The sequence below is a fragment of the Collinsella aerofaciens genome, assembly GCF_015561195.1.
In the GTDB taxonomy this organism is placed as follows: Bacteria; Actinomycetota; Coriobacteriia; order Coriobacteriales; family Coriobacteriaceae; genus Collinsella; species Collinsella aerofaciens_AC.
Genome location: NZ_JADMSU010000012.1, coordinates 1 through 13,329, shown reverse-complemented (window position 1 = coordinate 13,329; position 13,329 = coordinate 1). Strand labels below are relative to the sequence as shown.

General features: G+C 57.8%; 12 protein-coding genes. 3 read left to right on the top strand and 9 right to left on the bottom strand.

All coding sequences use genetic code 11. The annotated features are described in order from the left end of the window. Positions 1-182: 182 nt before the first annotated feature. The 3 genes from I2H81_RS09260 to I2H81_RS09250 are packed head-to-tail and all read right to left on the bottom strand — an operon-like array spanning position 183 to position 2,453. Complete coding sequence (locus I2H81_RS09260; protein ID WP_271817528.1) at positions 183-947, bottom strand: amino acid ABC transporter ATP-binding protein; 765 nt, start codon at positions 945-947, stop codon at positions 183-185. Then, positions 940-1,593 carry an amino acid ABC transporter permease gene (locus I2H81_RS09255; protein WP_195645347.1) on the bottom strand — a complete coding sequence of 218 codons (654 nt, stop codon included), beginning with the start codon at positions 1,591-1,593 and terminating at the stop codon, positions 940-942. The genes I2H81_RS09260 and I2H81_RS09255 overlap by 8 nt, the downstream gene beginning before the upstream one ends. Then, positions 1,593-2,453 carry a transporter substrate-binding domain-containing protein gene (locus I2H81_RS09250; protein ID WP_082421872.1) on the bottom strand — a complete coding sequence of 287 codons (861 nt, stop codon included), beginning with the start codon at positions 2,451-2,453 and terminating at the stop codon, positions 1,593-1,595. Before I2H81_RS09250 ends, I2H81_RS09255 begins: the two co-directional genes overlap by 1 nt. A gap of 338 nt (positions 2,454-2,791) precedes the next feature. Between I2H81_RS09250 and rlmD the strand changes: the two genes are divergently transcribed. Continuing rightward, entirely contained in the window at positions 2,792-4,240 is a 1,449-nt protein-coding gene (gene rlmD, locus I2H81_RS09245) for a 23S rRNA (uracil(1939)-C(5))-methyltransferase RlmD (protein ID WP_195645346.1), read from the top strand. Positions 4,241-4,318: 78 nt separating this feature from the next. Here rlmD and I2H81_RS09240 read toward each other — a convergent pair whose 3' ends face one another. From I2H81_RS09240 to tilS, 5 genes are all read right to left on the bottom strand, one after another. Further along, complete coding sequence (locus I2H81_RS09240; protein WP_195645345.1) at positions 4,319-5,140, bottom strand: phosphatase; 822 nt, start codon at positions 5,138-5,140, stop codon at positions 4,319-4,321. A gap of 159 nt (positions 5,141-5,299) precedes the next feature. Beyond that, positions 5,300-6,490, bottom strand: a complete 1,191-nt coding sequence (locus I2H81_RS09235) for a pyridoxal phosphate-dependent aminotransferase (RefSeq protein ID WP_195645344.1) — start codon at positions 6,488-6,490, stop codon at positions 5,300-5,302. 185 nt (positions 6,491-6,675) lie between these two features. After that, positions 6,676-8,754, bottom strand: a complete 2,079-nt coding sequence (gene ftsH / locus I2H81_RS09230) for an ATP-dependent zinc metalloprotease FtsH (protein WP_271817526.1) — start codon at positions 8,752-8,754, stop codon at positions 6,676-6,678. Between the two features lie 61 nt (positions 8,755-8,815). Next, complete coding sequence (gene hpt / locus I2H81_RS09225) at positions 8,816-9,364, bottom strand: hypoxanthine phosphoribosyltransferase (protein WP_055251779.1); 549 nt, start codon at positions 9,362-9,364, stop codon at positions 8,816-8,818. A 148-nt stretch (positions 9,365-9,512) separates the two neighbouring features. Then, positions 9,513-10,919 carry a tRNA lysidine(34) synthetase TilS gene (gene tilS, locus I2H81_RS09220; RefSeq protein ID WP_229108166.1) on the bottom strand — a complete coding sequence of 469 codons (1,407 nt, stop codon included), beginning with the start codon at positions 10,917-10,919 and terminating at the stop codon, positions 9,513-9,515. 183 nt (positions 10,920-11,102) lie between these two features. On the opposite strand from tilS, the gene I2H81_RS09215 reads away from it, so the two are divergent. Then, the gene (locus I2H81_RS09215) at positions 11,103-11,912 is read left to right on the top strand and encodes an MBL fold metallo-hydrolase (protein WP_195645341.1); all 810 of its coding nucleotides are present in this window, start codon (positions 11,103-11,105) and stop codon (positions 11,910-11,912) included. An 80-nt stretch (positions 11,913-11,992) separates the two neighbouring features. On the opposite strand, the gene I2H81_RS09210 is transcribed toward I2H81_RS09215, so the two are convergent. After that, positions 11,993-12,424 (bottom strand): Hsp20/alpha crystallin family protein, encoded by a 432-nt coding sequence (locus tag I2H81_RS09210; protein WP_099432389.1) that lies wholly within the window; start codon positions 12,422-12,424, stop codon positions 11,993-11,995. A 275-nt stretch (positions 12,425-12,699) separates the two neighbouring features. Between I2H81_RS09210 and I2H81_RS09205 the strand changes: the two genes are divergently transcribed. Then, entirely contained in the window at positions 12,700-13,167 is a 468-nt protein-coding gene (locus I2H81_RS09205) for a hypothetical protein (RefSeq protein ID WP_195645340.1), read from the top strand. The last annotated feature ends 162 nt before the right edge of the window (positions 13,168-13,329 follow it).

Sequence of the window (13,329 nt, the reverse complement as noted above, 5' to 3'; positions counted from 1 at the left end):
CCTACCCTCACGGGCGACCGTCCATGCACACCTTTCGGCACACGTATGAATACAGGCGGCGAGAGGAAGAGACAAGCTTGTGGGGCGATTATTGAACCCCGTCGATGCAAACAAAAAGCCGCCACAGACCGTAAGACCTACGGCGGCTTCGCCTCAATTAATAGTTGAGTAAATACCTGAGCCTACCCCTCGATACGGCTCAAGAACTCACGGGTACGCCGCTCGCGCGGATGGTCGATGACCTGCTCGGCAGGACCCTCCTCGACAATACGACCGCCGTCCATAAAGATCACGCGGTCGGCAACATCGCGCGCAAACTGCATTGCGTGGGTCACGATCACCATCGTCATATTCTGCGCGGCAAGGTCTTTAATGACACGCAGCACCTCGGCCGTCAGCTCGGGATCGAGCGCCGAAGTCGGCTCATCAAAGAACAGGATCTCCGGATCGAGCGCCAAGGCGCGGGCGATACTCACACGCTGTTGTTGACCGCCCGAAAGCTCACATGGCACCTTGTTCTCGTTGCCCGTAAGCCCCATCTGCGCGATCAACTCACGCGCACGTGCTTCAGCCTGCTCGCGCGGGCGCTTGAGCACGCGAATCGGAGCATCGATGATGTTTTTCATCACGGTATAGTGCGGGAACAGGTTGTAATTTTGGAACACCAGGCCGAATCGCGAGCGTGCCCGCTTGGGCACATCGCCCTTCGCATAGACCGCGCCCGAACCCGCATCCGTCGCAACGGCAAGGTCACCAAACGAGAGTGAGCCTCCGTCGAGTGTCTCGAGCAGCGTGGCACACCGCAGCAGCGTGGACTTGCCGCCACCCGAAGGCCCGATAATCGCCACGACCTCGCCACGCTTGACCTCGAGCGAGATATCCTTGAGCACCTTATTGCCGCCAAACGCCTTGCGCGCGTTCGCTATATTCATTACTGAATTAATCATGGTAGTAATCCAATTTTTTCTCGGCGGCGCCCAGCAGCATCTCGACCACAAAGTTAAAGACCCAGTAGATCAGCGCCGCAATCGCAAACGGCACCATGCTCACCTGCGAGGCAACCAGCGCCTTGGCGGTCGAGAACATCTCACCCACGCCAATGGCAAACGCCAGCGACGTGTCCTTGACCAGCGTGATGATCTCGTTGCCCATCGCCGGCAGAATACGCTTGGCGACCTGCGGCATCACGATATACAGAAACGTCTGCGTGCGCGAATAGCCCAGCACCTCGGCGGCCTCATATTGACCGCGCGGAATCGACTGCAGGCCCGAGCGATAGATCTCGGCAAAGTAGCCGGCGTAGTTGATGATGAACGCCACAACGCACGCCGTCCATTTGGAATCGGGCGTGAGCGAGATGCCGAACACGTAATACGGGGCAAAGTAGATGGCAAACATCTGCAGCATGAGCGGCGTGCCGCGCATGACCGAAATGTAGATGCGCGCAATCCAGCGCAGCGGCGCGACCTTGCTCATGCGCATAAACGCCACGGGGATTCCCAGCGGAATCGACCCCAGCAGCGTCAGCACAAACAACTGCAAACTGACCAAGAATCCCTGGCCAAGCATTTGCATCATGACCTGAATAGACATTACTTGAGCACCCAATTATCGAAAGACAAACCATAGCTTGAATATTTATCGCAGAGGTCCTTGACCGTGCCGTCCTCGTAGAGCGCCTTGAGCGACTCGGTCACGGCGTCGGCCGACTTGGTGTCGCCCTTCTTAAAGCCAACGGCGTAGTGCTCGCTGGACAGCGGCTCATCAAGCTGCGTATAGGCATCGGGCTTGGCGGCAAGCTGATACTGGGCAATCGAAAGGTCGCAAGCCACGGCATCGACCGCGCCGCTCTCGAGCTGCATAAAGGCCGTGTTGTACTCGCCGATCGTGTCGAGCGTGGCAAACGTCGCCGCCAGATCCTTCTGGTCACCCTCAAGCACGTCCTGCGCAGCGGAATCAGTCTGGGTAATCACAGTCTTGCCGGCAAGATCGTCCCAGCCCTTGATGCCCGCATCCTTCTTGACCACCAGCACCTGCTCGTTGAGCATGTACGGCTCGGAGAACGTGTAGTCGTCCTCACGGCCCTCCATGGTAAAGCCGTTCCAGATGCAGTTGATGGCGCCCGAGTTAAGCAGCGTATCCTTGGCGTCCCAGTCGATGGCCTCGTATTTGACCTCCCAGCCCTGCTTATCGGCAACAGCCTTGGCAAGATCGAGATCAAAGCCGGTGTACTCGCCATCGTCGCCCACAAAGCCGTACGGAGGATAGGACTTATCAAAGCCCACCACGAGCTTCTTGGACTCCGCAGCGCCCTTCACATCCTTGGCCGCGGCAGAGCCTGCAGCGGAGCCCTTGCCGGCACCACCGCCGCAGCCGACAAGACCAAGGCCAAGCACCGTAGCGAGCGAGCCGGCTAGACCAACAAACTGACGACGAGACATATCGGTATTCATGGTATTCCCCCTTGATGGCACTTTAGTTAGGTAAAGTGAGTCATGTAACGTCCAGAATCATACACTTTAGCGTGATAGAGCACAAGGCGAGTTTGCCCGCCGCGTGAGGGGTGTGGGGGTTAAGTTTCCTGCTCTACAGTCCTGCTCACGACGGAGGCCACATTAAGTGGCCTCCTGTTCGTGCGGAACTCGCGATAAACTTAACCCCCACACCCCTCACGCGGCGGGCAACCGTCGTTGGGCTTATCACTGACACGAATAAACCGCTTGTATATCGTCTGCTGGCTTGGCACGGTACAATACTTGCAGCTTTAATTCATGAATAAGTGGAGTTATTGATGGCAGAATCTCGTGCGGAGCGTAGGGCTCGTCGTGCTTTGGTGGAGGCGGTTGAGGGGTCGAAGGAGGAGAAATCTTCTACGAAATCCAAGTCTTCTAAAGCTGCAAAAAGCAAATCGACCAAGAGCAGGGCTAAGACCAAGCGTTCTGACTCTCGTCGAGGCGGAGACAAAGCGTCTCAGACTCGCTCCAAGCGTCCGCATAAAGATCCGGTTTCGTCTGCGCGTAAGGCTGTGGACCCCAAGTCTCCCTGTTCGATCATGAAAGCTTGTGGTGGGTGTACGGCGCTCAATCGTCCTTATAAGAAGCAGCTCGCCGCCAAGCAGGCTGCTATGGAGGAGCTTTTTGCTTCGCTTTGTGAGCGTGAGGGCATTGCTGTAGATCCTATTCGTGGCATGGGTGTCACCCTGGGCGACCCGGGTAAATATCCTGCGCCGCGTGGCTTTCGTCATAAGGCTGCCACTCCCTTTGCTCCCGGTAAGGAGGGTGCTGTCCGTTGCGGTTTCTTTGAGCGCGGCACGCACAAGATCGTTGCCGTACCCGAATGCCCCGTCGAGGCACCGGGCGCCCGTCAGATTCTCAACGGCATCGCACGCGAAGCTGAGCGGCTGCATATTCCCGCCTTTAATGAGGACAAGCATCTTGGTTTGCTTCGCTATGCCGTCGTCCGCTGCGGTTGGCGTACCGACCAGGTCATGGTCACGCTCGTGACCGCTCAGCGCGACTTGCCGCATGCGCAGGAGTTCTTTGAGGCTGTCGCCGCACTCAATCCGCACATCGTCACCGTCGCCCAAAACATCAACGGACGCCCCGGCAACGCCATCCTCGGCGAGGAAACCCGCATTGTATATGGCGCCGAGTGCATGCGCGACCAGCTGCTCGGCTGCGAGTTCGATATCTCCCCCACCGCGTTCTACCAGACCAACCCGCAGCAGACCGAGCTGCTCTATCAGCTCGCGATTGACGGCATGGACCTGCAGCAGGGCGACGTACTCATGGATGCCTATTGCGGTAGCGGAACTATCGGCCTGTGCGCAGCTAAAGATGCCCAGAACAAGGGTATCGGCATTATGCTGCTCGGCGTGGAGCGCAACCCGGCGGGCATTGCCGACGCACGTCGCAATGCCGAGCTCAACGGCCTCACCCGCAGCGCTTGGTTTATGGCCGACGACGCCACCGACTACATCCTGGATGCCGCCGACAACAACGAACGCGTCGACGTTCTTTCCATCGACCCGCCGCGCGCCGGCTCCACGCCCGAGTTCCTCGAAGCTGCCTGCGCACTTAAGCCGCGCCGCATCACCTATATCAGCTGCAACCCCGTGACCCAAGAGCGCGACCTGCACCAGCTCCTCGACGGAGGCTATCGCCTGCTCAAGATCACGCCAGTCGACATGTTCCCTCACACCGACCACACCGAAACCGTAGCGGTCCTCGAACGCCGCTAACCAACCTCAGTAGATTTTTGGGACAAGAAAGGGGGCAACCCGCCTGGGCCGCCCCCTTCGCTTGGTTTATAAACTCCGCTACATCCCATTGCGCAGATCGCACACGCCGGCTGCCGCCATCTCGCGCAGCAGCGTCTCGCGGTCGCGCGTCACGATCAAATCCAGCGGGAAGTGAATCTCGTCGAGCATCTTGCGCGCGTGATCGAGCTTGCCAATGGCCATACCAATGTGTGCGTCGGTCGAGACACCGATCCCCACGCCCAGCTCGGCACAGCGTTCGGCAATCTTGCGACACACATTCCAATGCTCGGCATCCGTGCCATGCTCAAGACTATGGTTGTTGATCTCGATGATCTTATGCTTGGCCTTGGCCGCCAGCAGCACCTCATCGATATCGAACGGCACGCCCGAGCGCCCCGTATGCCCCAGCATGAATACCTTGGGGTGCTCCAGGGCATTGATGTACATCTCGGTTGTCTGGGCGAGCGTCGCGCCTTCGGCAAACTGCTGGTTATGCACGCTTGCCACCAAATAATCCAAATTACGCGTCACCAAATCGAACAGCGAATGCTCACGACTATACGAATCGCCGGCGATATCGAGCGAAACGGGAATGTCCTCGCCAAACAAGCTGCCGTCCAGCGAAACGATATCGGCCTCGGCGCCGCGAAGCACCAGCACGCCGCTCCAAATGCGCGGCCAGATATCCTGGTTAATAAAGAATTGGAAACTGCGCAGGTCATTGGGACAAGGCGCAACCATCGAGCTTAAATGATCGGCGGAACCGAGCACCTGAAGGCCGCGCTCTGCCGCCCAATAGATGTTCTCCTCAATGGTTGAGTACGCATGCGCAGAGAACATCGTATGAGTATGAATATCACAAGAAAGAAGGTAGGGCATCGGGTCTCCTTGTCCAGTATGGCCGTCGCGTATATTCATTGTACGCATAGCTTTCGGCAGTCGTAAAACTGCTTCACCCCAATCACACAACGGCATAGACAACGGGGTCTGGCTTAGCACCAAACCCCGTTTCACGTAAAACATTGTAAGCAGAGCGCTTTACTTTCGACGATATTCGTCGGCCAGTTGCTTCCAGGCAGGCAACGAATTGACGATGGTCTCGTAGCTCACACAGTAGCCAAGGCGGAACCAGCCCGGCATGCCAAAGCTATCCGAAGGCACCGCGAGCAGCTCATACTTCTTCGCGCGCTCACAGAAGGCGTTTGCATCGGGCTCCAGCGCCTTCACCCACAGGTAGAATGCACCATCCGGCTCAACATAGATGTAGCCGTACTCCGCCAGTGCATCGGTAAGCGCGGTGCGGTTGCGCGCATAGGCCTCAACGTCACTCGGCTCATCGATGCAATCAATAATCACGCGCTGGAAGAGCGCCGGAGCGCACACGAAGCCCAGCGTACGGGCGGCACCGGCAACGGCGGGCATTAGACGAGCTGCCTGAGGATTCGTATTGGGTACCAGGATCCACCCCACGCGCTCACCCGGTAGCGAAAGCGACTTGGAATACGAGTAGCACACGATGGTGTGCTCGTAGATCGAAGGCACCCAAGGCACCTCGGCGCCATAGACAATCTCGCGATACGGCTCATCCGAGATAAGCATAATCGGGTTCTCGGGATCGCGCTGAGCGTTGGCCTCGCGCAGAACATTGGCCAGTCGCGTCAGCGTGTCGCGTGTATATACGGCACCGGTCGGATTGTTGGGTGAGTCGATAATGACGGCAGCGGTCTTATCGGTAATCGCCTTGAGCACGTTATCCACGCTCAGCTGGAACGTATCTTCATCGGCAAGCGCCTCGACACACGTACAGCCGGCCTTCTCAATCCACACGCGATACTCCGGGAAGTACGGGGCGATAACAATGACCTCGTCACCCGGATTCGTAACGGCATTGAGCGTGCAGGTGAGCGAAGCCGCCGCGCCCACGGTCATAAAGACATCCTTGCCCTCATAGCTCGTACCGAATCGACGGTTAAGCGACTCAGCCACGGCGGTACGGCACTGCGGCAGACCCGGAGCGGGCGTATAACCGTGCAACTGGTCACTCGGCAGTTCAAGCGCCTTTTTGATGGACTCCGCGACGGCAGCGGGAGCAGGAACGCTCGGGTTGCCCAGCGAGAAATCGAACACGTTTTCCGCGCCGATTTGCGCCTTGCGCTCTAGGCCGTAGCTAAAGATCTCGCGGATGATGGAGCTCTCCGCACCGCGAGCATACATAGTTTCGTTGATCATCTGTTCCCCTTTCGCATAGGCGCTATTGTACGCTTTAGCCAACTAGAGCGCCACAATGTTGATTGGGGACAGACTTAAATGCGTGAAAACGCTCATTTAAGTCTGTCCCCAATCAACAGACGGCCCCATATCGCTCAAAAGAAAAGCCTCCACAGGTTTCCCCGCGGAGGCTTTCGCTACAAGGACTATTTGTCGGCGTCGGTGTTGCCGTCAGCGTTGACAGCATTGCCATCACCGGCATCATCGGATGCGGCTTCGGCATCCTCCTGCATGGCCGCCTGCGCAAAGGCCGCAGCATCAGCCGCCAGCTCCTCCTCGCTCATGCGAGGCGAGCGTTTCTTGGTCGGCATGCCGGCCGCCTTGGCGTTGCGCTCCTCCTTGGCCGCCAGGATATCGCCCTCGCGCTCAAGGTAGGCATCCCACTCATTGTCAAGCAGGGCGTTCACGGCGTCGCCTTCGACGGTCTCGCGCTCAAGCAGCACCCTCGCCATCAGATCGAGCTGATCGCGACGGGCATCCAAAATCTCGACCGCACGGCGATGGGCCTCGCGCATAATGCGCTGGACCTCGATGTCGATACGGCGCGCCGTCTCCTCGGAGTAATCCTGATGATCGGCATAGTCGCGACCCAGGAACACCTGATGCTGCGCCTCACCGAAAACCTGCGTACCCAGTTCCTCGCTCATGCCCAGGCGCGTGACCATCTCGCGCGCCATCTTGGTTGCGCGCTCCAGGTCGTTGCTCGCGCCCGACGTAATGTCATCGCACATGAGCTCCTCGGCCACGCGACCGCCCAAGAACACGGCGAGCTCGTCGAGCATCTCGTTCTTGGTCTTGAGGAAGTGATCCTCCTGCGGAAGCTGCAACGTGTAGCCCAGAGCCTGGCCGCGGCTGACAATCGAAATCTTATGAACCGGATCGGAGTGCTCCAGGATGTGGCCCACCAGGGCATGACCGCTCTCATGGTAGGCAATCGTGGTGCGCTCGGCTTCGGTCATCACGCGGCCCTTGCGTTGCGGTCCGGCAATCACACGCTCCATCGACTCCTCGACCTCGTCCATCGAGATCACAGAACGATGACGGCGAGCGGCCAGCAGCGCAGACTCGTTGAGCAGGTTCGCCAAATCGGCACCAGTAAAGCCAACGGTCATCTGGGCGAGTTTCTCAAACTTAACGTCCTCGTCCATCGGCTTGTTCTCAGCATGCACGCGCAAGATCTGCTCGCGGCCCTTCACATCCGGACGGTCGACCGTAACCTGACGGTCAAAACGACCGGGGCGCAGCAATGCCGGATCCAGAATGTCGGGGCGGTTGGTCGCGGCGATCAGGATGACCGACTCGCTCTCCTCAAAACCGTCCATCTCGACCAGAAGCTGATTGAGCGTCTGCTCGCGCTCGTCGTGGCCGCCGCCCAAACCGGCTCCGCGCTGACGTCCCACGGCATCGATCTCGTCAATAAAGATGATTGACGGAGCCTGCGACTTGGCCTCCTTAAAGAGGTCACGCACACGGCTGGCGCCGACACCCACGAACATCTCGACAAAGTCAGAGCCCGAGATGCTAAAGAACGGCACGCCCGCCTCGCCGGCAACGGCCTTGGCCAGCAACGTCTTACCGGTACCCGGGGGGCCCACCAGCAACACGCCGCGGGGAATCTTGGCGCCCAGCCTGCGATAGCGGTCCGGGTCGCTCAAGAAATCGCGAATCTCTTCGAGCTCCTCGACCGCCTCATCCACGCCAGCGACATCCTCAAACTTGACCTTGGGACGCGTAGCCTCGTTGGTCTTGGCATTGGTCTTGCCAAACTGCATGTTCCTGTTGTTGGCACCCATCATCTGGCGCATAAAGTAGAACATGATGGCGATCAAGGCAATCGTCGGAAGCACACTCATCGCCAAGTCGCCCCAAAAATCGGGGTCATTGGTGTTGACGATGTACTTGGTATCGGGGTGCTCCGCCATGAGCTCGGCAAGCGAATCGGAACCGACATAGGTCGAGGAAAAGCTCTTGAGCTCGCTCGTGTCGCCCTTGTCCTTTTTCGTCTTCCAGTAATGACCCGTCACGCTTCCGTCCTGAACCGTATAGGTCAGATCTTCGACGCGATCCTGCTTAATGGCGCTGACCATCTCGCTCGTCGCGAGCTTAACGGTATTGCTGGAGTTGGCAAAGCCGGAGCCCATGTTAAAGAAGGCGTAGCCCAGAAGCGCGCAAGCCAAAATAAAATACAGCCAGCCCGTACGCGTGGGCTTCTTGCCTCCGGGCATCCCCGGGATCTTAGGCTCCCGGGGAGTCTGGGAATTGTTATCGTTACGGTCGTCGGGCATCTTACGAATAAACCTCCGGTTTCAAAATGCCCAGATACGGAAGGTTACGATAGCGCTCGGCATAGTCGAGGCCGTAGCCCACCACAAAGGCATCGGGGCAATGGGTTCCAACATACTTGGGCGTGACGGCCGAGGTACGGTCCTCAACGTCCTTCCATAGGAAGGCGGCGACCTCCAGAGAAGCGGGCTTACGGCTCTCGAGGTTCTTCATCAGGTACTTGAGGGTCAGGCCCGAGTCCAGAATGTCCTCGACGATCAGCACGTCGCGACCACGGATGTCGATATCCAGGTCCTTAATGATACGCACGATACCCGAAGACTTCACACCGTCGCCATAGCTCGAAACAGCCATGAAATCGATGTTGGTCGGCAGCTCGATCTTGCGCATCAGGTCGCCCATAAAGACCACGGCGCCGCGCAGGACCGCAATCAGCACCAGATCCTTACCCGCATAGTCGCGCGTAATCTGCTCGCCCAAGCGAGAGACGATACCGTCGATATCCTCCTGCGTAAACAGAACCTTCTCGATATCCGGATGTTGAGAAGCCATGACAACCCTTTCTTGTGCTTAATCGCCCACACACCGCCGTATGGACGCGAACTACACATTCTAGCAGCGCACGGGGTATATTTTCCAGCCCGCGCACCATCAGCGCGGGAATACCGTCAACGCCGCACAGAAAAGCTGGTGCGAGGAGCTAATCCGCGTCAACCACGCGAAGCAGATAGGCCACGCGCGTCGCCGCCGTGCACTTAAAACGTTCGTCCGCGCGAACTCCGGCGACCCACACCACGGCACCTCCCGGCGCCGTCCTCACCACGGGCACGCCAGAGCGGTCTGAAACAGGAATGCGCGCCTCGTTCAACAGGTCTGACACTTTCTTGCTTCGACCGTTCATCCCCAACGGGCACATCACGTCTCCCGGCACAGGGCTATCCACCCACAGGCGCGCCAATCGCGCCTCGGTGGGAATCTCCCCGCGCGAGCCGGCTAGCATCCGCTCGCTATCGCGGTCGGCGAACCCCAGGGCCGCCGCATCCACCAAGGCCGCAACCTCTCCGGCAGCAGCAAGCTCGCGGGCACGGTGCACGATATCGCGCCCCGGCTCCACAGCCATCGGCTCTGCTGTCAGCATACGCCCCGCCCCCAGCGGCAGACGACCGGGAACGGAGATCCAGTCGGCCACTAAGCCCTCGCGCGCCGCCGGGGCCTTGAGCGCCAGCATGCCAAACTCCACACGGGCATCAATTCCCGCAGGAAGCGTTACCGAGCCCGAGCCTGCAGCGACACAGGAGAGCACGCGCTCCACGTGCCGCATCTCCGGTCGCGCGTCGGGATCGATGCGCTTAATCGCCAACCGCACGATACGCCGTGCAATCACAACCTCAGCGGCGGCAAGACGGCGCGCATCGAGCACCAGTGCGCCCGCCGCTTCCTTGCGCAGGCAGCTTCGAAACGACTGTGCCGAAAGCTGGGAAAGAAAGGCGTCTTCGTCGCCCAGAATTTCGCAAGCGGCGCCAATCGTCTTACAGACGTTCGCGTTGCGCTGCGCCACCACCGGCATCACCCGATGGCGCACATAGTTACGCAGGTACGAAACGTCCTCGTTGCTTTCATCTTCCCGCCATGGCTGACCGTGCACCTGCAGATAGCTCACGAGCTCATCATGCGTGAGGTCGAGCAAGGGGCGCACCACAATGTTCCGACGGCGTGGAATGCTTGATAGACCCGCGGGACCCGACCCTTTAATGGCATTCATCAAAAATGTTTCCGCGCGGTCCGAAGAGGTATGGGCAGTACAGATGCGCGCCGCCGTTCTCGGCGCCCCCGTCTTGGCACATAGTTCGCGAACATATCTTCGCGCCGCGGCATAACGCACCTCGCGCGCCGCCGCCTCGATATTTCCCGACTCCTCATCAAAATAAGCATGTTCGACACACAACGGTAGACCATATTGCGCGCAGAGCTCGCGCACAAAGGCCTCATCGCCATCGGACGCCTCACCACGCAGATGATGATTTACATGCAGTACGTGCAGTCGCTCGCGCGCGATGGGGGCCACACCACGCCCATCCAGAATATCCAGCTTTGATGTGCAAGCCATAAGGAGCAGCGCCGTCGAGTCCGCACCGCCTGATACCATGAGCACTACGGGGGCAGCGGTCTGCCGCGTTGCCAGAACGTTCTTATCCGTCCTCGGCGCGGCATGATGTCCATAGTGCTGAGATACCGTTGGCATTCGCTTCCTCCTCTATTCGTCCGCACCCATTGTATCCTTTGGAATCTTATGTCTCGCCTGCACCTTCATATCCTCGGCAGCGGCTCAAAAGGCAACTGCGCACTCGTCGAGGGGCCTCAGGGGCTCATCATGATCGATAACGGCCTGTCCCGCCGCGAGACACTTAAACGCATGGCGGAACTTGGCCTCTCGGCAGACGACGTCGCCGCTCTTGTAATCACTCATGAGCATGGAGACCATATCAAGGGGCTCGATGTATGGTGCAAGCACTGGCATGGCCCCCTCTTTGCCAGTAGGGACACCCTTTCATGCAAAGAAAACCTCGCTCACCTGCCCGTGGAGGAATTTGACCCCGGCGACACGCTCCCCATTGTCGGCATCCAGGTACAAACCTACTCAACATCGCACGATGTCATCAATCCTGTCGGCTATCGATTCAATGCTCTCGATGATTCCATTGGGTTTGCCACCGACACCGGAGAGTTGTCGAGCAAGGCCATAGGCATCCTCAAAGACTGTCGAGTTCTCGCGCTCGAAAGCAACCACGATGTAACTATGTTGCGCGAAGGACCGTACCCACGCTTTCTTCAGGAGCGCATCCTGTCCACAAAGGGGCATCTCTCCAACAACCAAGCCGCCGAAGCCGCGCGAGAGCTTGTTACCGATCGCACAGAACAGCTCATCGCCATGCACATCAGCCAGGACAATAATCGTCCAAGCCTTACCGTCAAAAGCTATGCCAACGCGCTTGATGCAAGTCTCGATGATGAACTCGGCAGCTCAGCCACCTGTCTTCAAGGGCCACGGAAGCTCTCGATACGCCCTGCAAGTCAGTATCAACCGACAACTATTCAATAGCCCCTCAAGACAACAAAAGGGGGCTGGGAATCACTTCCCAGCCCCCTTAATTCATACTCTCGATTGAAGCAGAGCCATCGTTAGTCGATAGAAATCTTCGTGACGTTCTTCTTCTCGACAATCTTGGGAACCGTAACGGTCAGGATGCCGTCAGCGTACTTAGCCGAAAGGCCCTCGCTCGAAGCGTCCTTCAGATACACGCCGCGCGTCGCGCTGTACGAGCCGAACTCCTTCTGGAGGAAGTTCTTGCCCTCGTTTTCGGCGCTCTCCTCGACGTTCACACTGATCGACAGGCGACCCTCATTGAGCTCGACGTCGATGTCATCCTTGGCGACACCGGTAAGATACGCCTTGACCTCGTAGCCATCGCCCTTGTCCTCAACGTCAACGGGGAACGCCTTGGAGGCAATCGAGCTATTCGCCAGGTCGGTCATGTCATCAAACAAATCGAACAGCGAACTTGCAGAAGGACGGACGCCAAAAACCGAACGATAAGGAACCATGCTTGCCATGTTTACCACTCCTTGTAAGGACTGCCGAGTCATCTTCTAGGTGACTGGGACTTCTTTTGACGCTCATATATATGCCCAGCCGCTTCTTATATATACATCGACTATAAAGTTTTTTGAGTCTATTGATATAAGCATATCTAAGTCTGGTTGACTGAGGTTTTGTCTAATAAACGAAATTTTGACGAAGGCTTAAATAATGTATGCAATCCCATCAAAACTAGACGGCTGGCTTACAATGGGCGCATACACGATATTGATGACGAACTAAGGGCATCATGGACGATCAAAAACAGGACAACACGTTTATGCCGGAGCAGGACGAAGCATCCAGCCTGCAACCGATTCGATTCCATCGCCCCCACATCTCGCAAGAGCCCATCAATGAACCAGAGCCCAAATATGTGACAAGAAACCGATATCAAACACTCGAAGAAGCACAAACGGGGCGCAAACATATGGGCGTCGCCTCGGGAGACCCTGTATATCTGAAAGACGCACCATTATCTAAAAACAGCGTAGCTAGTGATGAGCCGATGAAAGCATCCGCCGCTCATCGACAAAGAGGGCCTCGACCCAAGCAAACCTTGACGCATTCGGCTCGCTATCTCGAAACGCCAAAACAGGGGAAATCAATCTTCGTTTCGTCAAGTAAACGACGCAAGCAGCATCAACTGACAATCCTGCTTTTGATCATTGCGGCCATAGCAGTTGCCCTTGTTATACGATTTATTTTCTTTAAATAAAGGCTCAATACCAAGAACAAGAAGATCGTCTGGTGTAATTGAGTCATTTACGCCCCGTAAACGCAAAAAGGGGGAGGCCGCTAGGCCTCCCCCTTCTTCAAGTCAAGCGTACGGCTCGGTGCCGTCCACCGGTCAGCGGCGCCCTGGCCTCCCACGGGCTGA

Bases quoted from the DNA above. Each gene is read 5' to 3' on its own strand.
- I2H81_RS09260 (WP_271817528.1), bottom strand. From the start codon at position 947: ATGATTAATTCAGTAATGAATATAGCGAACGCGCGCAAGGCGTTTGGC.
- I2H81_RS09255 (WP_195645347.1), bottom strand. From the start codon at position 1,593: ATGTCTATTCAGGTCATGATGCAAATGCTTGGCCAGGGATTCTTGGTC.
- I2H81_RS09250 (WP_082421872.1), bottom strand. From the start codon at position 2,453: ATGAATACCGATATGTCTCGTCGTCAGTTTGTTGGTCTAGCCGGCTCG.
- rlmD (WP_195645346.1), top strand. From the start codon at position 2,792: ATGGCAGAATCTCGTGCGGAGCGTAGGGCTCGTCGTGCTTTGGTGGAG.
- I2H81_RS09240 (WP_195645345.1), bottom strand. From the start codon at position 5,140: ATGCCCTACCTTCTTTCTTGTGATATTCATACTCATACGATGTTCTCT.
- I2H81_RS09235 (WP_195645344.1), bottom strand. From the start codon at position 6,490: ATGATCAACGAAACTATGTATGCTCGCGGTGCGGAGAGCTCCATCATC.
- ftsH (WP_271817526.1), bottom strand. From the start codon at position 8,754: ATGCCCGGAGGCAAGAAGCCCACGCGTACGGGCTGGCTGTATTTTATT.
- hpt (WP_055251779.1), bottom strand. From the start codon at position 9,364: ATGGCTTCTCAACATCCGGATATCGAGAAGGTTCTGTTTACGCAGGAG.
- tilS (WP_229108166.1), bottom strand. From the start codon at position 10,919: ATGGCTTGCACATCAAAGCTGGATATTCTGGATGGGCGTGGTGTGGCC.
- I2H81_RS09215 (WP_195645341.1), top strand. From the start codon at position 11,103: ATGTCTCGCCTGCACCTTCATATCCTCGGCAGCGGCTCAAAAGGCAAC.
- I2H81_RS09210 (WP_099432389.1), bottom strand. From the start codon at position 12,424: ATGGCAAGCATGGTTCCTTATCGTTCGGTTTTTGGCGTCCGTCCTTCT.
- I2H81_RS09205 (WP_195645340.1), top strand. From the start codon at position 12,700: ATGGACGATCAAAAACAGGACAACACGTTTATGCCGGAGCAGGACGAA.